The sequence below is a fragment of the Kitasatospora sp. NPDC089797 genome, from assembly GCF_040684795.1.
In the GTDB taxonomy this organism is placed as follows: domain Bacteria; phylum Actinomycetota; class Actinomycetes; order Streptomycetales; family Streptomycetaceae; genus Kitasatospora.
In genome coordinates, this window is record NZ_JBFBGS010000061.1 from 1 (window position 1) to 24,249 (window position 24,249).

21 protein-coding genes and 2 pseudogenes are annotated in these 24,249 nt (G+C 75.6%); 12 read left to right on the top strand and 11 right to left on the bottom strand.

Annotation, left to right across the window (positions count from 1 at the left end):
- The first annotated feature begins 4 nt into the window (after positions 1–4).
- On the top strand, positions 5–145 hold the full coding sequence (locus AB0O91_RS35130) for a glutamate synthase-related protein (RefSeq protein WP_363442051.1): 141 nt from the start codon (positions 5–7) through the stop codon (positions 143–145).
- Positions 142–2,595, top strand: coding sequence for a SpoIIE family protein phosphatase (locus AB0O91_RS35135; RefSeq protein WP_363441954.1), 2,454 nt, complete (start codon positions 142–144; stop codon positions 2,593–2,595). The genes AB0O91_RS35130 and AB0O91_RS35135 overlap by 4 nt, the downstream gene beginning before the upstream one ends.
- 9 nt (positions 2,596–2,604) lie before the next feature.
- Here AB0O91_RS35135 and AB0O91_RS35140 read toward each other — a convergent pair whose 3' ends face one another.
- Together AB0O91_RS35140 and AB0O91_RS35145 are read right to left on the bottom strand one after the other, a co-directional pair.
- Positions 2,605–3,405, bottom strand: coding sequence for a hypothetical protein (locus tag AB0O91_RS35140; protein ID WP_363441956.1), 801 nt, complete (start codon positions 3,403–3,405; stop codon positions 2,605–2,607).
- Positions 3,406–3,683: 278 nt separating this feature from the next.
- Positions 3,684–4,601, bottom strand: a complete 918-nt coding sequence (locus tag AB0O91_RS35145) for a LysR family transcriptional regulator (protein ID WP_363441958.1) — start codon at positions 4,599–4,601, stop codon at positions 3,684–3,686.
- 236 nt (positions 4,602–4,837) lie between these two features.
- Between AB0O91_RS35145 and AB0O91_RS35150 the strand changes: the two genes are divergently transcribed.
- The 3 genes from AB0O91_RS35150 (at position 4,838) to AB0O91_RS35160 (ending at position 8,577) form a co-directional block, all read left to right on the top strand.
- Positions 4,838–5,485 carry a response regulator transcription factor gene (locus AB0O91_RS35150; protein ID WP_363441960.1) on the top strand — a complete coding sequence of 216 codons (648 nt, stop codon included), beginning with the start codon at positions 4,838–4,840 and terminating at the stop codon, positions 5,483–5,485.
- A gap of 252 nt (positions 5,486–5,737) precedes the next feature.
- The gene (locus tag AB0O91_RS35155; RefSeq protein WP_363441961.1) at positions 5,738–7,795 is read left to right on the top strand and encodes a SpoIIE family protein phosphatase; all 2,058 of its coding nucleotides are present in this window, start codon (positions 5,738–5,740) and stop codon (positions 7,793–7,795) included.
- Positions 7,796–7,959: 164 nt separating this feature from the next.
- A complete protein-coding gene (locus AB0O91_RS35160) occupies positions 7,960–8,577 on the top strand; it encodes a histidine phosphatase family protein (RefSeq protein ID WP_363441963.1) in 618 nt (205 codons plus the stop codon).
- A gap of 13 nt (positions 8,578–8,590) precedes the next feature.
- On the opposite strand, the gene AB0O91_RS35165 is transcribed toward AB0O91_RS35160, so the two are convergent.
- The 3 genes from AB0O91_RS35165 to AB0O91_RS35175 all read right to left on the bottom strand — a co-directional run bounded on the left by AB0O91_RS35165 (position 8,591) and on the right by AB0O91_RS35175 (position 11,524).
- A complete protein-coding gene (locus AB0O91_RS35165) occupies positions 8,591–10,138 on the bottom strand; it encodes an MFS transporter (protein WP_363441965.1) in 1,548 nt (515 codons plus the stop codon).
- 142 nt (positions 10,139–10,280) lie between these two features.
- On the bottom strand, positions 10,281–10,691 hold the full coding sequence (locus AB0O91_RS35170) for a hypothetical protein (RefSeq protein ID WP_363441967.1): 411 nt from the start codon (positions 10,689–10,691) through the stop codon (positions 10,281–10,283).
- Positions 10,692–10,861: 170 nt separating this feature from the next.
- Positions 10,862–11,524 carry a peroxiredoxin-like family protein gene (locus tag AB0O91_RS35175; RefSeq protein WP_363441968.1) on the bottom strand — a complete coding sequence of 221 codons (663 nt, stop codon included), beginning with the start codon at positions 11,522–11,524 and terminating at the stop codon, positions 10,862–10,864.
- Between the two features lie 90 nt (positions 11,525–11,614).
- Here AB0O91_RS35175 and AB0O91_RS35180 point away from each other — a divergent pair, with 90 nt between their 5' ends.
- Complete coding sequence (locus tag AB0O91_RS35180; RefSeq protein ID WP_363441969.1) at positions 11,615–12,241, top strand: TetR/AcrR family transcriptional regulator; 627 nt, start codon at positions 11,615–11,617, stop codon at positions 12,239–12,241.
- A gap of 380 nt (positions 12,242–12,621) precedes the next feature.
- A complete protein-coding gene (locus AB0O91_RS35185; protein WP_363441971.1) occupies positions 12,622–13,869 on the top strand; it encodes an MFS transporter in 1,248 nt (415 codons plus the stop codon).
- 70 nt (positions 13,870–13,939) lie between these two features.
- On the opposite strand, the gene AB0O91_RS35190 is transcribed toward AB0O91_RS35185, so the two are convergent.
- The 4 genes from AB0O91_RS35190 to AB0O91_RS35205 all read right to left on the bottom strand — a co-directional run bounded on the left by AB0O91_RS35190 (position 13,940) and on the right by AB0O91_RS35205 (position 18,144).
- Positions 13,940–14,854 (bottom strand): aminoglycoside phosphotransferase family protein, encoded by a 915-nt coding sequence (locus tag AB0O91_RS35190; RefSeq protein WP_363441973.1) that lies wholly within the window; start codon positions 14,852–14,854, stop codon positions 13,940–13,942.
- A gap of 82 nt (positions 14,855–14,936) precedes the next feature.
- A complete protein-coding gene (locus AB0O91_RS35195) occupies positions 14,937–16,016 on the bottom strand; it encodes an arginase family protein (protein ID WP_363441974.1) in 1,080 nt (359 codons plus the stop codon).
- Positions 16,013–17,374: a radical SAM protein gene (locus AB0O91_RS35200; RefSeq protein ID WP_363441976.1), complete on the bottom strand. Its 1,362-nt coding sequence runs from the start codon at positions 17,372–17,374 to the stop codon at positions 16,013–16,015. Before AB0O91_RS35200 ends, AB0O91_RS35195 begins: the two co-directional genes overlap by 4 nt.
- A gap of 350 nt (positions 17,375–17,724) precedes the next feature.
- Positions 17,725–18,144, bottom strand: coding sequence for a VOC family protein (locus AB0O91_RS35205; RefSeq protein WP_363441978.1), 420 nt, complete (start codon positions 18,142–18,144; stop codon positions 17,725–17,727).
- Positions 18,145–18,199: 55 nt separating this feature from the next.
- On the opposite strand from AB0O91_RS35205, the gene AB0O91_RS35210 reads away from it, so the two are divergent.
- From AB0O91_RS35210 to AB0O91_RS35220, 3 genes and pseudogenes are all read left to right on the top strand, one after another.
- Positions 18,200–18,802, top strand: coding sequence for a TetR/AcrR family transcriptional regulator (locus AB0O91_RS35210; RefSeq protein ID WP_363441980.1), 603 nt, complete (start codon positions 18,200–18,202; stop codon positions 18,800–18,802).
- 270 nt (positions 18,803–19,072) lie between these two features.
- Positions 19,073–19,300, top strand: a pseudogene (locus AB0O91_RS35215) (NAD(P)-dependent oxidoreductase); the annotation flags it as partial.
- 46 nt (positions 19,301–19,346) lie between these two features.
- Complete coding sequence (locus tag AB0O91_RS35220; protein ID WP_363441982.1) at positions 19,347–20,531, top strand: acyl-CoA dehydrogenase family protein; 1,185 nt, start codon at positions 19,347–19,349, stop codon at positions 20,529–20,531.
- Positions 20,532–20,550: 19 nt separating this feature from the next.
- Here the strand turns inward: AB0O91_RS35220 and AB0O91_RS35225 are convergent, their stop codons facing one another.
- Entirely contained in the window at positions 20,551–21,591 is a 1,041-nt protein-coding gene (locus tag AB0O91_RS35225; RefSeq protein ID WP_363441984.1) for an IPT/TIG domain-containing protein, read from the bottom strand.
- A gap of 198 nt (positions 21,592–21,789) precedes the next feature.
- On the opposite strand from AB0O91_RS35225, the pseudogene AB0O91_RS35230 reads away from it, so the two are divergent.
- Both AB0O91_RS35230 and AB0O91_RS35235 read left to right on the top strand, forming a co-directional pair.
- Positions 21,790–21,945 (top strand): annotated as a pseudogene (locus tag AB0O91_RS35230) (RICIN domain-containing protein); the annotation flags it as partial.
- 69 nt (positions 21,946–22,014) lie between these two features.
- Positions 22,015–22,824, top strand: a complete 810-nt coding sequence (locus AB0O91_RS35235) for an SDR family NAD(P)-dependent oxidoreductase (RefSeq protein ID WP_363441985.1) — start codon at positions 22,015–22,017, stop codon at positions 22,822–22,824.
- Positions 22,825–22,867: 43 nt separating this feature from the next.
- Here AB0O91_RS35235 and AB0O91_RS35240 read toward each other — a convergent pair whose 3' ends face one another.
- Positions 22,868–24,241 carry an SGNH/GDSL hydrolase family protein gene (locus AB0O91_RS35240; RefSeq protein WP_363441987.1) on the bottom strand — a complete coding sequence of 458 codons (1,374 nt, stop codon included), beginning with the start codon at positions 24,239–24,241 and terminating at the stop codon, positions 22,868–22,870.
- Between the last annotated feature and the right edge of the window lie 8 nt (positions 24,242–24,249).

The following is a 24,249-nucleotide window of genomic DNA, read 5'->3' on the forward strand; positions in this document are numbered from 1 at the left end:
CGCGCTGCTCGGTGCCGAGGAGTTCGGCTTCGCCACCGCCCCGCTGGTCGTCTCCGGCTGCATCATGATGCGGGTCTGCCACCTGGACACCTGCCGCCCGGCGCAGGACCGAGCGGAGTGCCCGGAGAACGGAGGCCCTCCATGAGCACGACCGACGCCCGCACCCCCGGAACCGATCCCGAGCGGGCCAGGCCCGCCGCCGTGGTCGACGACGACGGCGGGATCACCCTCTGGACCCCGACCGCCCGCCACCTGCTCGGCTACGGTCCCGACGAGGTCACCGGCCACCCGGCCGCCCGGCTGCTGGCCGCCCCGCTGCCCGTCCCGGTCCTGCGCGCCGTCGCGGCCCACCGGGCCTGGTCCGGCCTGCTCTGGGCCCGGCACCGCGACGGCCACCCGGTCGAGCTGGGCGTCGAGGCGCACCCGTGCCCCCAGGTCGACGGCAGCCGGCGGTGGGTCCTGCTCGTCGAGCCGGACCGCCGGACCGAGGAACGCCTCGTCGGCCGCGCCTTCACCCAGTCGCCGATCGCCCTGGCCGCCTACGACAACGCGGGCAGGCTCCTGCACGCCAACGACGCACTGGTCCGGCTGGCCGGGAAGAGCCTGGCGCGGATGCGCGGACTCGCCCTGGAGGAGATCCACCCCTACCCGCCGTACCTCGAACTGGGCGCGCTGCAGCAGCAGGTCCTGGCGACCGCCACGGCGGTGCGCACCCGGCTGGACGGCGCCCCGCCCGGCGGCGGCCCGGCCTGCACCTGGGACGTCTGCGTCACCCCGCTGCGCACCGGGGACGGCCGGGTCAACGGCCTGGGCGTCGCCATCATCGACGTCACCCAGGAGGCCCGGGCGCGCCGTCGGCTGCTGCTCGCCAACGCCGCCTGCGACCGGATCGGCGGCACCCTGGACGCCACCCGCACGGCCCGGGAACTCGTCGAGACCCTCACCGACGGGACCGACGGGTTCGCCGACTTCGCCGCGGTCGACCTCTACGACGCGCCGCGCCCCGGCGAGGGCCGGTCCGCCGACCGCGCCGGGACCGCCACGCTGCGCCGGGCCCACGCCTCCCTGCTCGGCGGCTCCCCCGGGACGGCCCCGCGGCCGGGCGAGCCGGTCGCGTACCCGCCGGGCTCCCCCTTCGCCCGCGCGCTCGAGGACGGCGGCCTGCACCGGTGCCGGCCCGACCCCGCCGAGGACCTCCCGCCCGCCCTGGGCGCGGCCGCCGGCCACTCCCTCGTCCTGGTGCCGATCACCGCCCGCGGCGAACGGCTGGGCCTGGCCACCCTCGCCCGCGGCCCGCAGGCCGAGCCCTTCGACCGCGACGACCTGCTGCTCGCCCAGGAGATCGTCCAACGCGCCGCGATCAGCATCGACAACGCCCGCCGGTACGCCCACGAGCGGGACATCGCGCTGGCCCTGCAACGGGCCCTGCTGCCCTGTCACGTCCCCGACCAGCGCGCGCTGGAGCTCGCCCTGCGCTACCGCCCCGGGCACGAAGGACGCGACATCGGCGGCGTCTGGTGCGACGTCATCCCGCTGTCGGGCGCCCGGGTGGCCCTCGTCGCCGGGGACGTCTCCACCCGAGGCGTCGACGCCTCGGCGGCGATGGGACGCCTGCGCACCGCCGTCCGCGCCCTGGCCGACCTCGACCTCGCCCCCGACGAACTCCTCGCCCACCTCGACGACCTGGTCACCCAACTCGCCCACGAGGAAAGGTCGGACGCCCACCGGCTCGGCGGCCACCCCGCCTCTGGCACCGGCGCGACCTGCCTCTACGCCGTCTACGACCCGGTCTCCCGCCGGCTCTGCGCCGCCAGCGCCGGGCACCCGGCCCCCGTGCTCCACCGCCCCGGCCGGGCGCCGGAACCCCTCCCGGTGGCCGCCGGGCCTCCCCTCGGGACCGGCGGGATCACCTTCGAGAGCATCGACGTGGACCTTCCGGACGCCACCGTCCTCGCCGTGTACAGCGGCCGGATCCACGGCGCGGGCGAGGCCGGACCGGAGACCGTCCGCCGGGCCCTGGCCGCGGTCGGCGCGGCCGACGACCTCGGCCCCGGCTGTGACCGGGTGCTCCGGGCCCTGCCGGCGGGCAGCGACGAGGACGACGTCGCACTGCTCGCCGCCCGCACCCACGGGCTCCCCGCGTCGCGGGTGGCCGGTTGGGACGTCCCGCCGGATCCCGAGGCCGTCGGCCGGATCCGCCACGAGCTGGGCGGCCTGCTCGCCCGGTGGGGGCTGGCGGACGCGGTGTTCACCACCGAGCTGGTCGTCACCGAGCTGCTCACCAACGCGATCCGCTACGGACGGGCGCCCGTCCGGCTGCGGCTGATCCGCGACCGCCGGCTGATCTGCGAGATCTCCGACGGCGGGGCGACGGCGCCGCGGCTGCGCCGGGCCGGGGCGGACGACGAGGGCGGGCGCGGCCTGTACCTGGTCGCCCAGCTCACCCGGCGCTGGGGCACCCGGTTCACACCGGACGGCAAGACCATCTGGACCGAGCAGGACCTGCCCGAGCAGGATCCGGCCCAGCAGGATCCGGCCCAGCAGGATCCGGCCCAGCAGGATCCGGCCGAGCAGGACCTGCCCCGATCGGCGTGAACCGGTGGGTCACCCGGTGGGGGTCGGCCGGCCGGTGGCCCCGTCCTCCTTCCGGTCCTGGGCCGGGGGCAGGTCGTCGCCGGGCCGGGGCGCTTCGGGGGCGGGGGCCTGCGGGGCCCCCTTGGTGCGGTCGGTCTGGTGCAGGTTCGGTCCGACCCTCACCCGCGCGTTGCCCGCCTTGCAGGAGGCCTGTTCGTCGGCGGTCATCGGCCGGGACCTGACCACCACGGCGTTGTTGACCCCGTCCGTCCCGTTGGGCGCCGGGCTGGTGACGGTGTCGCCCCAGTACCAGTAGTAGTGCCCCCAGTGCGGGTTGTCGTAGTGGGTCTGCCACATCCCCGAGACCTGGTGCATCACCTGGGCGCGGGAGATCCAGCCGACCTCTCCCGGCTGGACGGTGGTCCCGAGCGATCCGCCCTCGGTGTGCGAAGTCGACCAGGTGTGGCCGTACTTGGCCGTGACGCTCGCGTCCACGATCCCGGCGATCTTGCCGCCGACCGTCACGGAGACGTCCAGCGAGTCGGTGGAGCCGACGGTGTCCGACCAGCTCATCCCCTGTGTCACCGGGGAACTGCTGCAGTTGTAGAGCGTGTCGGAGACCTGCCGGTAGTCGCCCAGGTAGGACTTCTGCACCACCGGGTCGTTGAAGGTGCACTTGCCGGTCCCGCTCGCGCAGTCCGCCATCAGCTGCTGCCGGGTGGGCTTCCCGGCCTCGCCCGCGGCCGACGCGCTGCCGGGGAACCCGGCCACCACGGCCGCCACCAGGCCCGCCGTCCCGAGCACGGCCGCCGTGCCTCGGGTTCCGATCACTCGCTTCACCATGGGACATCCCTCTCGTCCGCGCCGACCACGACGCCTTCCGGGTAACAGGACGCTCCGTCCCGGAGCGGGGACGAGCCGCCGACGGGCCCGCCGGCTCCGGCGTCCTCACTCCGAGGCGACGGAGGCCGTCGGCGGCTCACGAAGGAAGCCAACAGGGCCTTCGGGCCGCGATCCAGACCGGACGGCGGAAACCGAAGAAGCGATAGACGTCTTCTACCGGTGCCTCCGTACCGGCCCGTGGCAGGCCACCGGCGACCGCCTCGTGCTCACCCCTGCACCCCGTCACCGCCTCCGCCGTCCCGCCCGTGGATCCCACGGACCGACCGGTGCAGCAGGGCGGCGCTCTCGGTGACCGCCGCCGACGCCCCCGGCGCCGCGAGCAGGACGACCTCCCGGCGGCTGACCGGCTCGGGGACGGCAGCGTGCCGGCGCAGCGCCGGGGGGACGGCGCCCGCCGGCACGGCTGCGAGCCCCGCTCCCCGCGCCGCCAGCGAGACGGCGGCCTGGACGCCGGGCACCCGGATCACCGAGCCGGGCGGCAGCGCCGTGTTCCCGGCGTCGGGGAAGGGCGGCCAGTCCTCGTCGTAGCGGATCCAGCGCCGGCCGTTCAGATCCTCCGGCGTCACCCGCCGGCCGCGCAGCGGGTCGTCCGGCGCGCAGACCACGAGGAGCTCCTCCGAGTACAGCGGCCACAGCGTTCCGGCCCAGTGCCTCGGCCGGCTGCCGACACCGAAGTCGGCCTGCCCGGAGAGGACTTGGTGGTGCGGTCGGCGCCCGTTCGACGGTGTCTCGACGAGCAGGTCGGTCCCGGTGTCCGCCCGTGCCCAGACGGCGAGCGCGGGCAGCAGCCCGGGTAGGTACGAGGGTGGGACGGCCACCCGCAGGATGCGCCCGCACCCGGCCTCGGCGGAGCGGGCCTCGGCGCGGGCCCGCTCCGCGCTGTGGAGCGCGCGCCGCGCGTGCGGCAGGAACGCCTCGCCGGCCGGGGTCGGGCGGGCGCCGTCGGCGCCGCGCACCAGCAGCCTCGCGCCCACCGCGCGTTCGAGCGCCCGGAGCTGCTGGGAGAGCGTCGGCTCGGTCACGTGCAGCCGCTGGGCGGCGCGGGTGAGGCGGCCCTCCTCGACGGTGGCCACGAGGTACTCGAGTTGCCGCAGGGACAGCTTCGAGCCGCTGGGTGTGCTCATCGCGCGCCGCCTCTCCTCGGGTCGTCCGGTCCGGGCCGTCGGCCCCAGGCTAGGGACGGCCGGGGGGCCGGTCGGTCCGACGATCGGTGGACCGGGCGGCTGACCGCCGGGGCCCGAGGACGTCCCGGGCACCGCCGCGGTCCGGGACGGGCAGCGGCGCCGGGGGCTCCTTATGGTGGTGGCGAGAGCCTGCGGCGCACGGGTGCGCCGTACGGCGCGAGGCGAGGCGGTGCGCGATGCCGATGACGGACGAGCGGGTCACCGTGGTGGTCGCGGACGACCATCCGGTGTACCGGGAGGGCATCACCCGCGGTCTCCAGGCCAGCGGGCAGATCACGGTGGTGGCCGAGGCGGAGGACGGCCGGGCGGCCCTGGCGGCGGTGCGCGAGCTGGCGCCCCAGGTGGCGCTGGTGGACTACCGACTGCCGGGCCTGGACGGCATCGCGGTGGCGCACGCGGTGGCCCGCGACCACCTGCCCACCCGGGTCCTGCTGCTGTCGGCGACCACGGACAGCGCCGTGGTCTTCCGGGCCCTGGAGGAGGGCGCGAGCGGCTACCTGGCCAAGGACTCGCGGCGCTCCGAGATCGTGGACGCCGTGCTGAAGGTCGCGCACGGCAAGCAGGTCGTCGCCCCGGAGCTGGCCGGCGGCCTGGTCGAGGAGATCAGGATGCGTGCCGACCGCGACACCACCGTGCTCACCGAGCGCGAACGGCAGGTGCTGACCGGATTCGCCGCCGGCCAGAGCATCCCCCAGGTCGCGGCCGAGCTGTACCTGGGAGCCAGCACCGTGAAGACCCACGCCCAGCGGCTGTACGAGAAGCTCGGCGTCTCCGACCGGGCGGCCGCCGTCGCCGAGGCCATGCGGCGCGGCCTGCTCGAATGACGCCCGCGCCCGGGAGCCGTCCGGCACGGCGCCCGCACGCCGCCCGGCCGATCTGCGTCCGCCGTCGCCGCGTGCCACGCTGGAGCCACGAACCGGCCACCCGCCCGCCCCGCCCTCCGGGCCGCCCGCGCCGGGCCGCGGGCGGCCGCACCCCCCGGGGCGGGCCGGGCGACCACGTGGAGGGCAGCCATGGGCCGGACACCCCGGCGGACCACGCCACCGCTCGTCCCGCGCCGACCGACGACACCCCCCGTGGCGGGCCCGACCACCGGGGCGGACCTCGCCGGGCTGGCCTTCGAGCACACCTCCATCGGCCTCGCGGTCCTGGACCGCGACGGCCGGGAGCTGGCCGCCAACACCGCCTGGTCGGCCCTGCTGGGTGATCCGCCGGAGGGCGGGACACCCGTGAAGTGGACCGCCCGGCTGTCCGGCCGGGCCCGGGTCTCGGCCCGGGCCACCGCGCGGGCGGCCCGTACCCCCGAACGCCCCGCCGCCACGGTGCTGCGGCTGCCGCCCCGCCACGGCACGGCCGGGCGGGGCCGGTCCGTCCTGCTGTCCGTGCGCCGGATCGAGCCCGCCCCACCGGGCGGCGGGAGCGGACCGGAGGGCCCGCCGGCCCACTGGCTGGCCCAGGTCCGGGAGCTGACCGAAGCCGACGAGGCCCTCGACCCGACGCTGCGCCTGGCGCTGCTGACCGCCGGGGTGGCGGTGTGGGCGTACGACCTGGAGACCGGCGAGGAACGGTGGTTCGCCGGTTCGCAGTCCCTGTTCGGCCTGCCGATGGACCCGGCCACCGGACGGACCGGACAGCAGGTGCTGGCGGCGATGGAACCCGAGGACCGGGAGCGGATGCTGGGGGTCTCCTCCCGGATCGCGCAGGGCTCGGACCGGCTGGAGACCCGGTACGCGATGCGCGACGGCCGGGGGCGGTTGCGCTGGATGCACGTCGAGGGCCGGGTGCACGAGCTGGGCGACCCGCCCCACCGCTGGCTCGTCGGGGTGACCCGCGAGGTCACCGAGGAGGTGCGCCGCAGCGGTCGGCTGCGGCAGCGGCTGCTCTCGGAGTCGGAGCGGTCCGCCATGATCGAGGAGGTGGCCACCGCACTGCTCGGGGCCTCCACGGTGGCGGACGTGGCGTCCGCCGTGACCGGCCCCTTCCACCAGGCGGTCGACGCGGCCGGGGCGGTGGTGCTGGTCCCCGAGGAGGGGCGGCTCGTCGCGCTGGCCGCCTCCGGGACCGGGGTGGGGTCCGCGCAGGTCCTGACCGGGATGCGGGTCGACGACCCGTCGCTTCCGGTGACCCGGGTGCTGGAGGAGCGCCGGGCCCGTTTCGCCTCCTCGCGCGACCAGCTGCGCGCGCTGTGCCGGGGTGAACCGCACGAGCGGGTCGGCTCCGCGCCGGGCGAGTCGTGGGCGCTGCTGCCCCTGCGGTGCGGCGGTGACGCGACCGGGGCGCTGGTGCTGGCGTACGCGACCCGGCACGACTTCTCCGCGGAGGAGCGGGCGACCCTGCTGGCCCTGGCGGGCCTGACCAGTCAGGCGCTGGAGCGGTCGGCGCTGGTCCAGGACCGGCTGGCGCTGGGGCAGGCGGTCCAGCAGGCGCTGCTGCCGCCGGACCTGCCGGACCTGACGGACGTGCCGGGGCTGGCCGGGTTGCGGATCGCCTGCCGCTATCAGCCGGCCCGGGACGGGGCGGGGGTGGGCGGTGACTGGTACGACGTGTTCCTGCTGCCCGGCGGCGGTCTGGGCGTGAGCATCGGTGACGTCGAGGGGCACGGGGTGGAGTCGGCGGCGGTGATGGGGCAGGTGCGGACGGCGCTGCGCGCGTACGCGTGGACGGGGGCGGGCGTGGAGCGGGTGCTGACGGCGACGAACGCACTGGTGTGCTCGCTGGGCGGGGTCCTGTTCACGACCTGCAGCTACGCCGTGGTCGATCCGGTCGCCGGCGTGCTGGAGGCGGCCTCGGCGGGTCACGTCCCGGGGGTGCTGGGGCTGGCGGGCGGCGGGACGGCGCTGCTCGCACCCGAGCCGGGGCCGCCGCTGGGCGTCCTGCCGGGCGCGGAGTACCCGGTGGCGCGCGAACCGCTGGCCCGGCTGTCGGTGCTGGCGCTGCTGACCGACGGGCTGGTGGAGGGCCCCGACGAGGAGCTGGACGCGGGCCTGGAGCGGGTGCGGAAGGTCGTGACGGAACACCGGTCGCGAGGGCCGGAGGAGCTGGCCGGGGCGCTGATCGAGTCGTCCGGCTCGACCGGCCACCTCGACGACGCGACGCTGCTGGTCCTGGACTGGGCGCCGCCGCGCCCCGGGTGAGCACGCCCCGACCCGCGGTCGCGACGTCGTCCACCCGCTCCCCCGATCGGCCGACCCGTCCGGCCCGCGGGCCCGCGCAGGCTGGCCGGTGTCCGCCGCGATCCCCGCGGACGGGCCACCCGGCCCCGGCCGGGCCCGACGACGAGCGACGGAGGACCTCCGACATGGGCGACCTGCTGCTGATCCGCCACGGCGAGACCGAGTGGAGCCGCCAGGGGCGGCACACCGGCTCCACCGACCTGCCGCTGACCCGCTACGGGGAGGCCCAGGCGCACGCCCTCGCCGGCGCGCTGACGGTCCTCGAACCCGCCCGCGTGCTGGTCAGCCCGCTGCGCAGGGCCGTCCGGACCGCCCAGCTGGCCGGCTTCTCCGACCTCCGGATCGAGCCGGACCTCCGGGAGTGGGACTACGGCGGCTACGAAGGGGTGACGACGGCCGACATCCGGCGCGCGCGGCCCGGCTGGGACCTGTGGACCGAGGGCGTCCTGCCCGGGGACCACCGGCACCCGGGCGAGAGCCCCGCCGAGGTGGCCGCCCGCTGCGACCGGGTGCTGGCCGGGATCGCGCCGCTCCTGGACGGCGGGACGGCCGAGGCCGGGGGCGCGGTCGTGCTCGTCTCGCACGGCCACCTCCTGCGGGTGCTGACCGCCCGCTACCTGGGCCTGCCCGCGGCCGACGGGGCGCTGTTCACCATGGCCACCGCGGCGCTGTGCCGGCTGGGCGCGGACCGCGGCCGACGGGTCGTCCTCGGCTGGAACCTCCCGACCCGCCCGGTCCGCTGAGGCGGCGCCACGCTCAGTGGGTGCGCTCGGTGGGGCGCAGGTCGTGGGGGATCCACAGCAGCGCCGCCAGCGCCGCGGCCAGCGCCAGGCAGGCGGCGGTCAGGAAGGCCGGGGTGATGGCCTCGGTGTAGGCGTGCGCGGCGCTGCGCAGCAGGAGGGCGCCGCTCTCGCCGCCGAGCTCCCCGGCGATCCGGGCCGCCTCGGCGACCGAGTCGCGCGCCGTCCGCGCCGCCCCGGGGTCGAGCCGGGTGACGTCCAGGTCCGAGCGGTAGAGCGCGGAGGCCAGGCTGCCGATGATGGCGACCCCGAAGGCCGCGCCCAGCTCGTAGCCGGTCTCCTCGATGGCGGCGGCACCGCCGACCTCGTCGGGCGGGGTGAGGGCCATCATGGTCACCGACGCGACGGTGGTGGCCACCCCGGCGCCGAGGCCCAGGAGGGCCAGGCTCAGCGCGAAGGCGGGGTAGCCGATCTCCGTCGAGCGCTGGAGGATCCAGGGCAGCGCGAGCCCGGCCGCCATCACCGTCATCCCGGCGGCCAGGACGAACCGGATCGGCAGGCTGCGCATCAGTGCCGGGGTGGCCACGGAGGCGAGGATCAGCGCGATGGGGGCCGGCAGCAGCCGTACCCCCGCCTGGAAGGGGCTGTGGCCCTCGGAGAACTGGAGCCACTGGGTCACCAGGAAGAGGACCGCGCCCATCCCGATCATCGCGAGCAGGATCGCGACGGCCGCCACGCTGAACGCGGGCCGGGTGAAGAGCCGGACCTGGAGCAGCGGGTTCGCCAGCCGCAGCTGACGGCGGACGAAGACGGTCAGGGACAGGGCCGCCACGGCCAGCAGGACCCAGCTGAGCGGCTCCGAGACTCCGTTGTGCCCCAGTTCCTTGATCCCGGCGGCCAGCGCGACCATGCCGACGATCGACTGACCGACGCCCCACCAGTCCCAGCCGGTGCCGACGGCGGCGGAGCGGGACTCGGGCAGCAGCCAGGAGCCGAGCACGAGGACGGCGGCGGCGATCGGGAGGTTGACCAGGAAGGCCGAGTGCCAGCCGTACGCCTGGATCAGCAGCCCCCCGATGACCGGCCCCAGCGCCATGCCCGCCCCGAACACGGCGGCCCAGACGGCGTACGCGAACGCGCGCTCGCCGGGGTCGGAGAAGGTGTGCCGCAGGATGGACAGCGTGGAGGGCATGATCGCCGCACCGCCGACGCCGAGCAGCGCGCGGGCCGCGATCAGCTGCCAGGGTGCGACGGCGAAGACGGCGAGCAGCGAGGCGAGCGCGAAGATCCCGAAGCCGACCAGCAGCAGGCGTTTGCGCCCCCAGCGGTCGCCGAGCGCGCCGGCGGTGATCAGCAGTCCGGACAGGGCCAGGGCGTAGCTGTCGACGATCCACAACTGCTCGACGGCGCCCGGCCGGAGGTCCTCGACGATGGACGGGAAGGCCACGTTGAGGATCGTGGTGTCCATCGAGATGATCAGCAGACTGCCGGACAGGACCGCCAGGACGGTCCAGCGCCGCGGGTCGTCCTGGCCCGGCCCGGCGTGCTCGGTGGTCGCGGACATGGCGGCGGGTCCTCTCACCGGGAAGGGGAACGGGTGCCATCGGGTGGCTACGGCCCGGGGACGGCGGACCGCCGGGCGCCGGGGCACCGGTGCGCCCACCTTCGCAGAGCACGGGCGCGCCCGCCCGGCCGGATACGCCGGATCAGCGGTGGCCGAGGTGCTGTGCGTCGGGCCAGACGCCGTCCGCGGACATCTCCAGGCGGTCGGTCAGCGGGCGTCGCCAGTCCGGCGTGGTGGCCGGTTCCCCCCAGTAGTCGGTGACCCGGACCGCCTGGCCGTCCCGCAGTTCGGCGATGCTGACGTTGCGGTAGAGGCGGCCGTCACCGTAGTCGCAGGTCCATTCGACGACGATCACGTCGCCGTCCAGGTGGAGGCGGCGGCCCACCGCGAGGGTGAGGCCGGGGAAGCCGCCCTCGACCTCGCCGACGAGCCTGCTGGTGCGGACGGCCTCGCCCATCTGCGGCCACTGGCGCACCACGTCGTCGGCGAGCGGAACCCCGAGGATGTACGCCAGTCGGGTGCTGCCGTTCGATTCCGCGGTCGGCTGGTCCATGGTGACGCCGTCCTTCCCTGTGCGGGGCCCGTCGGTCAGCGGTCGGCTGCCGTGACGGGGCCAGTCTGCGGCCGCCGGGGACGGCCTGCCACCACGCGGCCGGGCGGCACCCGGTCCGGTTCACGCCCGGCGAGGGCGGCCGTACCGGGTGCTCCCCGGCCGAACGGGTTTCAGAGCGCGTCCGCCGCCGCCAGGATCTCCGCGGACTCGCTGCGGGAGGTGTAGTCGGGGCGCACGTCGATCCACCGGATCGTGCCGGCCGCGTCGACCAGGACCGCGGTGGTCAGCGGCAGCACGGCGGTGCCGTCGGCGTTGAGGTCGGCGAGGTCGACCCCGAGCCGCTGCTGCGCGGCGCGCGCGTCGGCGCCGGGGGTGAAGGTGAGGCCGAGCCGGTCGGCGATCCGGTTGCCCGGGTCCGAGAGGACGGTGAAGGTCAGTTCGTTCTTCTCCGCGACCGAGAGGGATCCGTCCGGGGTCTGCGGGCTGACGGCCACCAGGACGATGCCGCGGGCCTCGAGCTCGGCCACCAGGGTGGCCTGGTAGTGGCGCAGGGTCAGGTTGCAGTAGGGGCACCAGGCGCCGCGGTAGAAGACCACCACGGCCGGACGCCCGGCGCGCGCCGCGGTCAGGGTGGTGGGCTCGCCGTGGACGTCGAGCAGTTCGCCGTCCGGCATGGCGGTGCCGGGGGCAGCCGTGCGGTCGGGGACGCCCCGGCCGATCATCGCCTCCCGTTCCGCCTCGAACGTGGCGGCGACCTGCTCGGGCAGACGCCCGGCGGAGGCGAGGCGCAGGGCGGCGCCCTGGTCGGCGAGCGAGTCCGTGTGGTTCGACATGTCCGGCCCCTTCGATGGGAGTGGATTGCTCAATCCATTCTGCTGCCAGGATTATGGATAGGTCAATCCAGAGTCCGGTAGCATCGGGGCATGAGCACCGATGCGTCCGCACCGCCCACCGGCAAGGGCCAGGAGACCCGCGAACGCATCGTGCGCGCCGCCGCCCGGTTGATGTTCGAGCGCGGGGTCGCCGGGACGAGCACGCCGGCCATCCGGGAGGCCGCAGGCGTCAGCTCCTCCCAGATCTACCACTACTTCGCCGACAAGCAGGCCCTGACCAGGGCGGTCATCGAGCACCAGACCCAGGCGATCGTCGGCGGCCAGGAGCAGCTACTCGGACGGCTCGACAGCCTCGACGCGCTGCGCGCCTGGCGTGACGCCGTCGTCGCGACCCAGCGCGCGCTGCACTACACGGGCGGCTGCCCGCTCGCCTCCCTGGCCAGTGAACTCGTCGACCACGAACCCGACGCCCGCACCGCCCTGGCCGCCGCCTTCACCCGCTGGTCCGGGGCCATCCGCGACGGGCTGCGCCGGATGGTCGACCGCGGTGCGCTCGGGCCGGAGGCCGATCCGGACACCCTCGCGCTCGCGCTGCTGGCCGCCCTCCAAGGGGGCCTGCTGCTCGGCCAGACCCAACGCGACTCCACCGCGCTCGAAGCCGGCCTCGACACGGTGATCGCGCACATCGCCCGTCAGGCGACCACGCGAGGAGCCTGAGGGTCGCGACTCCGTCACGGGACGGGGTGCGGCCGAGCGCGGTCTGCCGGCGGCCCACCACCGACTCGCCCGAGGTCCCGGCAGGTCGGGCCGGCCGTCCCGGGCCGGCGACCGCGAGCAGGCCCGACGGGCGGATTCGAGCAACTCGCCGAGACGTGCACGAAGGACGGCCGGTGGTGGAGGATGGGCGCGGCCCGGCCGGCCCGAGTACCCGTCACCACGTCCCCGGCCCGGCGCGGTCGTCGCCGTGCCGGGCCGGGGCACCGCTGCCGTCCCCCGACCCCTGCGGGAGCGGGCGCGGGGATGCCCGGCCACGGGGATGCCCGGCCGTCCCCCGAGCGCCCCGCGTCGGGCGGGCGCCTACCGCCGGGAGTCCGCCCGTGCCCGCGCAAGCCAGCCTGCTCGTCCGGCTGCACCGCTCCACCGCCGACTCGCTCGGCGGGCTGCCCGAGGCCTTCTGGTGGCTGTGGGTGTCGACCCTGGTCAACCGGCTCGGCGGGGTGGTCTCGTTCCTGGCCCTGTACCTCACGGCCGAACGCGGCTTCTCCGCCTCCTACGCGGGGCTGGTCGCCTCCCTCATCGGCCTGGGCTCGGCGATCGCCGCGCTGGTCGGCGGAGTGCTGGCGGACCGGATCGGCCGCCGTCCGACCCTGCTGGCGGTGCAGGTGCTCACCGCGCTCACCACGGTGGTCCTCGGCTCCGCCGACGGGCGGACCGCGATCGCGACGGCCGCCTTCCTGGTCGGGCTGACCGGCTACGCCTCGCGGCCGGCGATCTCCGCGATGATCGCCGACCTGGTGCCGGGCCCCGACCGGGCCCGCGCCTTCGCGCTCAACTACTGGGCGATCAACATCGGGTTCGGCGTCTCGGCGGCCCTGGCCGGGCTGATCGCCGCCCGCGGCTACCGGCCGCTGTTCCTGGTCGACGCCCTCACCACCCTGCTGTGCGCGGCGGTGGTCTTCGTCAAGGTCCCGGAGACCCGCCCGACCACACCGCCCCTCCCGGCCGCGGCCCCGACCGCGTCGGGCGGCGTCGGCCCGGGACTGGCCACGGTGTTCCGGGACCGGCGGTTCATGGCGCTGACCACCCTGACCTTCGCCTTCGGACTGATGCTCCAGCAGGGCAACACCACCCTCGCGGTGGACATGGGCCGGGCCGGTCTGACCAGCGTGGCGTACGGGGCCGTGATCGGGATCAACGGCCTGCTCGTGGTACTGCTGCAGATCCCGGTGACCCGGCTGACCAGGGACCAGCACCGCGGCACCGTCCTGCTGGTGAGCGCGCTGCTGACCGGGGCGGGCTTCGGGCTCACCGCGTTCGCCGGGTCCTCGGCGCCGCGCTACGCGCTGACGGTGGGGGTGTGGACCCTGGGCGAGATGGTCCAGGCGCCGGCGAGCATGAGCCTGGTGAGCGAGCTGTCGGCCACCCACGCGCGCGGGCGCTACCAGGGCGTCAACTCCTTCGCCTGGTCGGCCGCCTCCTTCCTGGGGCCGGCGGCCGGGGGGTTGCTGCTGGACCACGCGGGGCGCGAGGCCGTGTGGGGGTGCTGCGCCCTGCTCGGCCTGCTGGCCGCCGCCGGCTACCTGGCGCTGGGGCGCCGGATGGACGCTCCGCCCGGACAGGCCTGACCGGCGGGCCCCAGCGACGGGCCCCAGCGACGGACCTCAGCGACGGGCCTGAGCGACGGGCGTCCGACCGTCAGCCCGTCCGGTCGAGGAGCGCGGCCAGCTCCCGGACGCGTTCCACGGCCGCCGGGCTCCTGGCCGGGTCGGGGGCCTCGGAGAGGAAGACCAGGGCGAGCATCAACGCGGCGTCCAGCCGGCACGCCAGCACGGGCCCGGCCTCGCCGTCGGGGGTCGGGGACGGGCCGCCCGCCCGGTCGTAGCCCGTCCGCAGCGCCACCAGGTCGAGCTGGTTCTCCGGGTGGCGGGCGTACTCGGCCAGCCGGCCGAACTCCAGGGCCGGATCACCGAGCAGGGCGTTCGACCAGTCCAGCAGCGCCGTGGTCCGGCCCTGGTGGCGGCGGATGTTGGCGCTGCGGACGTCGAGGTGCACCAGATGGCTCGGGGCGAGCGCGGCGAGGTGCCGGGCGACGGCGGTCGGCGGCAGCGCCGGCCAGGCGTCGACGTGGCGGCCCAACTCCTCCCAGCGGCGCCGGATCCGGGTGAGCAGCGCCTGACGGGTGGTGAGGCCCTCGGCGGCCACGGGGGCGAGGCCCGGCGGCGGGGGCAGCCGGTGCAGGCGAGCGAGCAGCTCACCGAGGGCGTGGCCGTCCAGCGGCGAGCCGTCGTCGGGGACGTAGCGCGAGAGCAGCACGTCCGGCGCGTCCGGGTCCGGGGAGAGCACCAGCTCCAGCGGCTCGGCCACCGGGAAGTCGTGCGCGGCCAGGTGCCGGCTGATCGCGTACTCCTGGCGCAGCAGTGCGCGGGTGTCCACGTGCGGGTCGTTGGCGTTGGCGTCGAAACGGCGCTGTGCCAGGCGCAGCGCGACCGGGCGGCCGTCGCGGTCCAGCGCGCGGTAGACGCTGAATTCGAGGCCGGCGCCGACCGGTGTCAGCCCGCCGAGCTTCCACCGGTCGGCGAGGTGCTGGAGGAGTGCGGGGATGTCGGTCATCAGCGGGGCGATCCGTTCCGTCGTCGGCCGGGCACCGGGCTCCTCCCCCACGTGCGGGCGGGTCAGTCCCCGGACCGGCGGGTCAGTCCCCGGACGGTGGGTCCGCCCACGGGGCCAGGTCGGGTGCGGCGCCGTCGGTGCGGAAGAGGAACTCGAACAGCAGCCGGGCGGCGATCTGCGCGGTGCTGCCGGAGGGATCGTAGCGGGGGGCGACCTCGGCGACGTCGACGGCTTCGACGGGCAGGGCGCGCAGCGCCTCGTAGACGTCCAGGAGGTCACCGGCGCCGATGCCGCCCATGGTGACGTGGCCGGTGCCGGTGGCGACGGCGCTGTCGAGGACGTCGATGTCGAGGGAGACGTAGACGGTGTCGCAGCGGGTGCCGAGGTCCTCGATGACCGGGGCGAGGGCGCGTTCGGCGCCCTGCCGCAGGAGTTGGGAACCGGGGACGACGTGGAAGCCCCGGTCGAGCAGGCCGCGCAGCTGGTCGTACTTGGTGACGTCGCCGACGCCGACGAAGGCGATGTCCTCGGGGTGCATGCCGGGGAGCTCGCTGATCCGGCGGGAGTTGGAGCCGTGGTAGAGCGGGCCGTGCAGGGCGCTCCAGTTGCCGAAGTCGAAGTGGTGGTCGATGTTGACGAAGCCCACCCGGCGGGCGCCGCGGTCCAGTCGGCCGGCCCGGAACCCGGCGAAGGTGGGGAAGGTGGTGGAGTGGTCGCCGTTGAGGAGGACCAGGCGCGGGGCGGCCGCGCTCAGCCGCCTGGTCCCGGCGGCGACGGCCTGGAAGGTGCGGACGGTGTCGGTCGGGTAGACGTGCAGGTCACCGGTGTCGGCGACGCGCGGCGCGTGGTAGCGGAAGGTGCGGCCGCTGCGGGTGTCGAGCATCCGGTACTGGCCGAGGCTGGTGAGGTAGCTGGAGAAGACCAGGCTGGCCTGGCGGACGGCCCGCGGGCCTTCGGCCGCGCCGGGGCGGGAGCTGGCGGTGGCGTCGAAGGGGACGCCGGCGGCCACCCAGCCGTCGGTGCCGTGGGCGAGTTGCGCCGGGTCCGCGGCGGGGGCGCCGAACAGGGTGGCGAGGCCCGCCCAGCCGGGCAGCGGGTCGCTGTCGAACTCCTTCGGTTCGACGGCGCGTTGGAGGGCGTCGAAGTCGGGGAGCTGGTTCACGCGGTCTCCTTCGGTGCGATGGTCGGGGCGACGCGGGCGGGGCGGACGGGGTCGGGGCCGCGCACGATGCGGTGGGCGGTGGCGATCTTCTCCTGGAAGAGCTCCCAACTGCGTTCGGGCGTCAGGTGACTGGGCCGGTAGACCACCGGGGCGTCCTCGCGCCAGTGGGCGAAGTCCCAGTCGACGATGCGTTCCCGCAGTCGCTCGAAGTCCGGTATGAGCGGGTAGGGGACGAAGTTGTACAGGTTGAACAGCCACAGGGCGCGGCGGTTGTCCTCCAGCCAGCGGACGGTCTGGGCGTGCGACTCCTCCGTCTCCTCGTCCAGTCCGCCCATCATGTTGAGGACCACGTTGAGGCCCGCGTCGCTCAGCGCGTGGATCCGCGCGGTGTAGTCGTCGAGGCCGCGGGAGAGCTTTCCGAGCCGTTTGAGCATCTGGGAGTCGGCGGACTCGAAGCCGAGTTCGACGGCGACGGCGCCGAGTTCGAGCATCGCCTCGACGACCCGGTCCTTCACCTGGAGCACGTGGGTCTGGACGATGAACTTGTAGCCGGGGCGGGCGCGGAAGACCGCCAGGAGGTTGGCGACGGCCTCCCGGGACTGTCCGAACGTCTTGTCCCCCACATAGATCAGCCGGGTCTCCGGGAAGCGCTCGGCCAGTTGGTCGACCTCGGCCTTCAGCGCGTCGGCGCCCACCAGGGTGAGCTGTTTGCTCCAGGCGTCCCCGCAGAACGCACAGCGGTAGAGGCAGCCGTGGCTGGCGTTGAGGCGCAGCATCGGGACCCGGCCGCGGTAGCCCTCCAGGTGCCGGTAGTCGGGGGCCCAGGTTATGGGCCGGGGCACCAGTCCGAGGACGGCGGGCTTCTCGGTCCGCCCGCCCCGGCCGGCGGCGAGTTCGGCCAGCACGGTCACGAACCCGGCGTCGAGCTGGCCGCGGTGCACGGCGTGCACGGAGCCCTCCGGTGCCAGCGGGGCCATGTTCCCGCCGAGGACGACGCGGCGTCCGGCGGCTTGGAGCTCGTGGGCGAGGTCGAGGGCCAGGCGCAGGTTCTGGGCCAGCGGTGAGAACAGGACGAGGTCGCCGGGGGCGGTGGCGGCCAGGACCGGCGCGGCGCAGGCTCCGCTGTCGGCCGGGGTGCGGGACAGGTCCTGGAACCCGGATTCGAGTCCGGCCTGCTCCAGCAGGGCGGTCAGGTGGGCGACCCACAGCGGGATCTCCCAGAGTCCGTCGGAGGGGATGAAGTACTCGGGGAGGAAGGCCCGGAAGCGCCGGTCGTAGTCCCGGTAGTAGGCGGACAGCCGGGCGTCGGGCTCGTGGGTGGACGGGAACGGCAGTTGGACGATGCAGCACCTGGTCACGATGTCTCCGCTGGGGGATCGCCGGTGGACGGTGCGGGGCGGCCCGGAGCACGGACGCACCCGCCGTCGGCGGCCGCACGCGGTGGCGCGGTGACTGCGCCGTCGCCGGCTCGACGGGCGCGCCGACCGGTCGCACCCGGAGGAGCCCTACCCCGACCGGCATCGCCGCCATCGGACCGCACCCGGCGCCCTGTCGCACACCGGGACCGTACGGAGACCGGGGCGCACCCCGGCACATCGCGGCACACGCCCGGATCACCGGGGGCGGCCGGTTCGGCACCGAACGGCCCGGCCCCGGCCCCGGCGCTCGCGGTGCGGGGCGGGGCCGTTCGGTGCGGCACGGTGCGGGGTCAGGGGCGCGAAGTCCCGATCAGCTCGAGGAGGTTGCCCTCCGGGTCGGCGACGTACGCGTAGCGCATGTCCTCGGTGACGCCGGGCCCGGGCGACGACACCGGGGCCGCGCCGCACTCGGCGGTCAGCCGGGCGAACGCGACGTCGAGGTCGGGGACGTGCAGGGCGAGGTGGGTGAAGGTCTGCACGGCCGTCGCGGTGAAGGGGTCGGTGTGCACGGCCGGGCTGGAACCGGGCCGTTCGACGAACTCCACGCGCAGGCCGGACGGGTTGCTCAGCACGACGGTGCGGACGCCGGCCTCGGGCAGCTCCAGGCGCTCGTCCACCCGGGTGAGGCCGAAGGCACTGCCGTACCAGGCCTCCTGGGCGGAGAGGTCGGCGACCGAGAGGCTGACGTGGTGGAAACGGGCGGAGATCATGGCCACTCCCATGGTTAATGCCGTTCACCTGGTAAGTGGTGTTAACTTTAGCGGCATGAGCCCACCCGTCAAGCGCCGCCCCACCGGCCACCACCACGGAGACCTGCGCAACGCCCTGCTGCGCGCAGCCCTCGAACTGGTCGGCGAACGAGGACCGCACGGCTTCACCCTCGCCGAGGCCAGCCGCCGGGCGGGCGTGAGCGTCGCCGCGCCCTACAAGCACTTCGCCGACCGGGAGACGCTGCTGGCCGAACTCGCCACGCAGGGGTACCGCGAGCAGCGGAGCCGCTTCGCCGAGGCCGTCGGCGGCAGCGAGGACCCGGTGGAGCAGCTGGCCGCCTTCGCCGCCGCCTACGTCCGGTTCGCCGCCGAGGAGCCGGCGCTCTTCGACGTCACCTTCCACGCGGGCCTCGACAAAGCCCGTTTCCCCGCGCTGGCCTCGGCCGGCGACGAGCTGAGCGGCCTCCTGCTGCCCGTCGCCCGGCGACTGGCCCCGGACCCGGACGACGCGTTCGACCTGCTGCTCCGCGTCGCCGGTGCCGCGCACGGCCTCGCCGTGTTCCTCCGTCAGGGCCTGTTCGGAGCGGCCGGCACGGCCCTCGCGGACACCGAGGACAGGGCGGCCCGCACCGCCCGGGCGATCGCGGGACGGCGGTAGGTCCGCCGTCCGGCCGATCCTGCCGGGCGCCGGCCCCGCACCCCTCCCGGCGGCGGCGCGAAGTAGCGTCGGGGCATGACCGATGAGATCTCCGCCGAACCCCTGTCCGACGGCGAGCGGGCCGTGTGGCGCGCCGCCCTGGCCCTGGGCGACGACCTGCGGGCCCTGGTGACCGGTGGGCTGACGCCGCGGACCGGGCTGAGCCAGCCGGACTTCCTGGTGCTGACCAGGCTCCAGCTCGCGCCCGAGTTCCGGACGGCCGGGCTGAAGGCGCTGGTGGCGGCGGTGCGCGGCGGCCGGATCCGCGCGGCACTGGACGTGACCGATCCGGAGCCGCTGCCGACGGGGCATCCGCTCTGGGGACTTCCCGGCGTGCTGATCACTCCGCACATCGGCGGGGTCACCACGACGCAGTGGCCCCGCCTGGAGGTGCTGATCCGCCGACAGCTCGAACGGTTCGCCGGGGGCCGGGAACTCGCCAACACGGTGGCCCACTGATGCGGGTGGGCGCCACCGGCCCGTCCCCGAGAGAAGAGAGACGAGCATGTCCATGGAGACCCCCGGCCCCGCCGCCCCCGGGCCCGTCGCAGCGGCACGGTCGCTGATCCCGCTCCTCGCCGACGAGGCTCCCCGCACCGAGCAGCTCCGCAGGCTCACCGACGCGAGTGTGGGCGCACTGCGGGAGTCCGGCCTCCTCCGGCTGGGTACACCCGCGGCCTGTGGCGGGCTCGGCGCGGACGTCCGTACCGCGGTCGAGGTGTGCGAGGAACTGGCGCACGGCTGCGCGGCCGCCTCCTGGACCGTCGGCATCGCCTACGGCGGCGCGCTGTTCACCTCCCAGCTGGTGGCGGAGGAGCGGGCCGCGGTCTGGGCGGCGAGTCCGGACGCCGTGGTCTGCGGCTCCTCCAATCCCTCCGGAACGGCGCTGCGGGTGGACGGCGGTTGGGTGTTGAACGGCCGGTGGGCCTGGTTGTCCGGGATCCACCATGCCCGATGGGTGCTGCTCGGCTTCGCCTGGGCCGGCGAGCGGGGCGGGACGGAGCGGGGCATGGCGCTGGTCCCGCGGTCCGCCCTGACCGTCGAGGACGTCTGGCACGTGGCCGGAATGCGCGGGACCGGGAGCGACACCGCCGTCGCCGAGGAGGTGTACGTACCGGACTCCAGGACGGTCTCCCTCTCCACGATGGCGGACGGCGGCTACCGGCGGCGCCATCCCGGGGAGCCGCGGATCACCTTCCACCTCTCCATCAACCTGCCCCTGGTGGCGACGGCGGTGGGAATCGCCGCCGATTGCCTGCACCGGGTCGTGGCAGCTGCGGCCGGGGGGAGGCGGGCGGTCTCGCCGCTGCACCGGCTGGTCGCCGAGTCCCCCGCCCACCAGCTGAACGTGGCGCAGGCGGCGGTGCTGGTCGACACCGCCCGCCTCCACCTCGGCCGCGCCGCCGACGAGGTCGACGCGGCGGCCCGCGCCGGTGACCGCCCCGAACTCCTCGACCGGGCCCGGTCCCGGATGGACGCGGCCCACGCCATGCGGTGCGCCCGCGAGGCGGTGGGCCTGCTGCTCGACACCGCCGGGGCCGGCAGTTTCGCGGACGGCTCGGCACTGCAACGGGCCTGGCGCGACGTCGGAACCGCCTCGCGGCACGCGGCCTTCAGTGTCCAGACCAACCAGGAGATCTACGGCCGCGCCCTGTTGGGCGCCGGGCTGCCGGAGGACCCGGTCATCTGAGCGGACACCGGCGGTGCTGTCAGGACGGGTAGGTGAACGGGACCGGTGCGCTGGTGCCGCCCGCCGTGGTGACGGTGACGTCGAAGGGGCCCGGGCCGTCGGCGGGCGGGGCAGTGGCGGTGCAGAGCTGGGGGCCGCAGGAGTAGTGCACGGCGGGGTCGCCGTCGAAGGCGACGGTACCGCCGGCCAGGTCGTAGCCGACGATGATGAGCTCAGCCCCGTCCGGGCCGCTGCCGTTGGGGGTCAGGTGGAGGCTCGAGGGTACGGGCGGGAGCGGCGGCGCGGCGCCGGTGTAGGTGAAGTCGGCCGGAGCGTCCGTGCTGCCGCTGGGACCGGCCACGGTGATCCCGGCGGTACCGGAGCCGCCGGGGGTGGTGACCGTACAGGCGGTGTCGGTACAGCTGCCGGGCGCCGGGACGCCGTCGAACAGGACCATGGCGCCGGCCAGGCCGCTGCCGGAGAGGGTGACGGGCGTGCCGCCCGCGCCCGGGCCGGTCGCGGTGTCCACGGCGTCGACCCGGGGCGCCGCCGGGAGCGCCGGGGCCGGCTGGTCGCCGCCGAACACGTGGGTGGAGAGGTGGCCGGTCGGGTCCTGGTCGTCCGCGTTGGCCACCAGGGCGGTGATCGCGCCGGTGATCGGCCCGGTCCCGTTCGCGTGGAGGGCGATCTTCATGAAGTCGGACCGGCCGGGGGCGCGGTTGCCGAGGAGGACGGCCTCCAGGTGCCGGCCGTCGGAGGAGACGTGCTCGGTGAAGGTGTAGTCCGGCGGCATGGAGTAGAACATCGCGCCGCTGGTGGTCACCCCCGGCGGCAGGTCGACGGTGAAGTGGGTGGGACCCATCAGGTCCTCCGTGCCGACCGAGGCCCAGGACAGCGAGAAGACGCCGTCCCGCTGCTGCTCGGAGGGGTAGTTCCCGGCCTGGGACAGGACCACGTGCGGGCCGGTGGCGGCCGGGTCGTCGGTGGGCGCCGCGGCGGAGGCGGTGGCACCGGTGACGACGGCGGTCGCGGCCAGGGCTGCGGCGAGGCCGGCCCTGACGAGTGTGGTGAGCGTGGACATGCAAGGCATCCTGCTGGGCCCCCGCCCCGGCCGCGGCCGGTTCCGGCGATCCGTTCGAGAATGGCGGAAAACCCGTGCCGTGACGGGCCGTCAACCGCCCCCTGTCCGACGGTCGCCCGCCGGACAGGGTGACGGCGTCGCACGGCCGCCCCGAACCGGGCCGGGCCCGGCGGCGAGCAGGTCCGGACGCAGGACCCGGGAGCGGCCTCGATCGTCAACGTCTTCGCCAACGCCTGCCTGGACGTGTCCCACGAGGAGAACTACAGCGGCTCCTGGACGGTGATCCAGCAGTGCAACGGCCACGGGAGCCAGAAGTGGACGCTCCAGTGGACCGGTGCCACCCTGCCGCAGTAGCCTCGCAGCCACGGCCCCGGCGGGGTACCGAGCCACTGGTGAAGCCGGCCTGCGGAGAGGAAGCCGACAGTGTCCGACACGGCAGGCGACGGCACGGCAGGCGACGGCACGGGCGCGGCCACCGGTGGTCCCGGCCCCGGAGCGCAGCGGGTCGCCCTGGTCACCGGGGCCGGTCGTGGCCTCGGCGCCGCGATCGCCGCCCGGCTGCACCGGCTCGGGCTGCGGGTCGCCCTGCTCGACCGCGACGGCGACACCGTCGCCCGGACGGCCCGGGAGCTCGACCCCGGCCTGGGCGGCGTGCTGGCACTGACGGCCGACGTGGACGACGCCGCGGCGGTCGAGGCGGCGGTGGCGGAGGTCGCGGGCCGGTGGCACGCGCCCGACGTCCTGGTCAACAACGCCGCCCGCACCGTGTCCGGATCGGTCTGGGACATCGGGCTGGCGGAGTGGGACTCCGTCATGACGACGAACCTGCGCAGCGTCCTCGTCCTGACCCGGCTGTGCGCAGGGCCGATGCGCGAACGCGGCTGGGGGCGGGTGATCAACCTGTCCTCGCTGGCGGGCCAGCAGGGCGGAACGCTCGCCGGAGCCCACTACTCCGCCGCGAAGGCGGGCGTCCTGGCGCTCACCAAGGTCTTCGCCCGGGAACTCGCCCCGTACGGGGTCACCGTCAACGCCGTCGCTCCGGCCGCCGTCCGGACCCCCGCGGTGGACGAGCTCGGCGCCGCGGCGGTGGCCGGGGCGGCGAAGAGCATCCCCGTCGGCCGCCTGGGCCGACCGTCCGAAGTCGCCGCGCTCGTCGCCTATCTGGCGAGCGAGGAGGCCGGCTACGTCACCGGCGCGACCTTCGACATCAACGGCGGATCGCACATGCGCTGACCCCGCCCGACCGACCCGTTCGCCGTCGAGCGGCCGTTGTCCGCTACCGGGCGAAGGCGTTCAGGTCCACCGCGTCGGCCATCGCCCGGTACCCGGCGTCGTTCGGGTGCAAGTGGTCGCCGGAGTCGTACGCGGGGTCGAGCGCCGACGGGTTGCCGGGGGCCCGCAGCGCCGCGTCGAAGTCGACGACGCCGTCGAACGCGCCGCTCGTCAGGATCCACCGGTTCACGGCCGTACGGATCCGCTCGCCCCGGGCCGTGTAGTACCTGGCGCCCCGGAAGGGCGGGATCGTTCCCCCCGTGATCCGTACTCCCGCCGCGTGCGCCTGGCAGATGACGTCCAGCAGGCCGCGCTCCAGGTCGGCCGCCGTCAGCGGTCCGACTCCCCCGGAACCGACGTCGTCGCCGATGTCGTTGATGCCTTCGAGCACCAGGACGTCCGTGACCCCGGGATGGCCGAGGACATCCGGTCGGAACCGGCTGATCAGGGACTTGTTGTAGCCGCCGGTACCGGCATCCGTGAGGACCCGGTTGGAGCCGATGCCGGCGTTCACCACGGCCCGACCGGTTCCGCCGCCGGTCGCGGCCGTCCGCCGGGCGAGGTCGTCGGGCCAGCGGCGGTTCGCGCCCGGGGTGGAGCCGACCCCGTCGGTGATCGAGTCGCCGACGGCGACCAGGGTGCCGGTGGCCGTCCGGGAGACCACGTCGATCCCGGCCAGGACGTACCGGTGCTGCGCGGTGGCGGGGTAGTTGGCGGTGCCGTCGTCGGCGGTGTGGTCGCCGGCCGTGGAGATCCAGGTGGTGTCGAGGGCCTGTTGGTGCCAGGTGTCGGCACCGGCCGGGCTGTCGGGCAGGTGGAGGCTGACCAGCAGGTCCCGGTCGGCCTCCACGCCGAGCGGCACCGGGTCGCTGACGACCTCCTGCCCTACGGGGACGGTGACGCCGGTGGAGCCGGCGAAGGTCACCGTGCGGTGGGTGCCGGTCTCGGCCGTGCCCGCGGTGCCGCCCTGCCGGGCGAGGTCGACGGCTCCGACGGTCAACGGCGAGCCGCCGTAGCGGTTGCTCAGCCGCACCCGCGGCAGCGAGCCGGCGACCGAGGTGTGGGCGACCATGCGGATGGTCCGGTCGTGGAAGGTCTCCCCGTTGGTCCGGCCGTCGGCCATCAGACCGTCACCGAAGGCGCCGACCCGGCTCGGCCGGGTCTGCGTCCGGTGCAGGTCGGCCCCGCCGCCGTGCCACTGCGGCGCCGGAGCGTCCGGGGAGGCCGAAGCCGGTCGGACGTCCGTCGGTCGGCACCCGCCGTTCGGGGAGACCACCGGCAGCGCCGTCCCAGCGGTGGGTGCCGAGGCCGGAGCAGCCACGGCCAGCGCCCCGGCCACGGCCAGCAGGGCCAGCCGTGACCTGACCTGACGCCTCATGGGACGGC

Coding starts and splice junctions, on each gene's coding strand:
- AB0O91_RS35135 (WP_363441954.1), top strand. CDS start 142: ATGAGCACGACCGACGCCCGCACCCCCGGAACCGATCCCGAGCGGGCC.
- AB0O91_RS35145 (WP_363441958.1), bottom strand. CDS start 4,601: ATGAGCACACCCAGCGGCTCGAAGCTGTCCCTGCGGCAACTCGAGTAC.
- AB0O91_RS35150 (WP_363441960.1), top strand. CDS start 4,838: ATGCCGATGACGGACGAGCGGGTCACCGTGGTGGTCGCGGACGACCAT.
- AB0O91_RS35160 (WP_363441963.1), top strand. CDS start 7,960: ATGGGCGACCTGCTGCTGATCCGCCACGGCGAGACCGAGTGGAGCCGC.
- AB0O91_RS35165 (WP_363441965.1), bottom strand. CDS start 10,138: ATGTCCGCGACCACCGAGCACGCCGGGCCGGGCCAGGACGACCCGCGG.
- AB0O91_RS35170 (WP_363441967.1), bottom strand. CDS start 10,691: ATGGACCAGCCGACCGCGGAATCGAACGGCAGCACCCGACTGGCGTAC.
- AB0O91_RS35175 (WP_363441968.1), bottom strand. CDS start 11,524: ATGTCGAACCACACGGACTCGCTCGCCGACCAGGGCGCCGCCCTGCGC.
- AB0O91_RS35180 (WP_363441969.1), top strand. CDS start 11,615: ATGAGCACCGATGCGTCCGCACCGCCCACCGGCAAGGGCCAGGAGACC.
- AB0O91_RS35190 (WP_363441973.1), bottom strand. CDS start 14,854: ATGACCGACATCCCCGCACTCCTCCAGCACCTCGCCGACCGGTGGAAG.
- AB0O91_RS35205 (WP_363441978.1), bottom strand. CDS start 18,144: ATGATCTCCGCCCGTTTCCACCACGTCAGCCTCTCGGTCGCCGACCTC.
- AB0O91_RS35210 (WP_363441980.1), top strand. CDS start 18,200: ATGAGCCCACCCGTCAAGCGCCGCCCCACCGGCCACCACCACGGAGAC.
- AB0O91_RS35220 (WP_363441982.1), top strand. CDS start 19,347: ATGTCCATGGAGACCCCCGGCCCCGCCGCCCCCGGGCCCGTCGCAGCG.
- AB0O91_RS35225 (WP_363441984.1), bottom strand. CDS start 21,591: ATGTCCACGCTCACCACACTCGTCAGGGCCGGCCTCGCCGCAGCCCTG.
- AB0O91_RS35240 (WP_363441987.1), bottom strand. CDS start 24,241: ATGAGGCGTCAGGTCAGGTCACGGCTGGCCCTGCTGGCCGTGGCCGGG.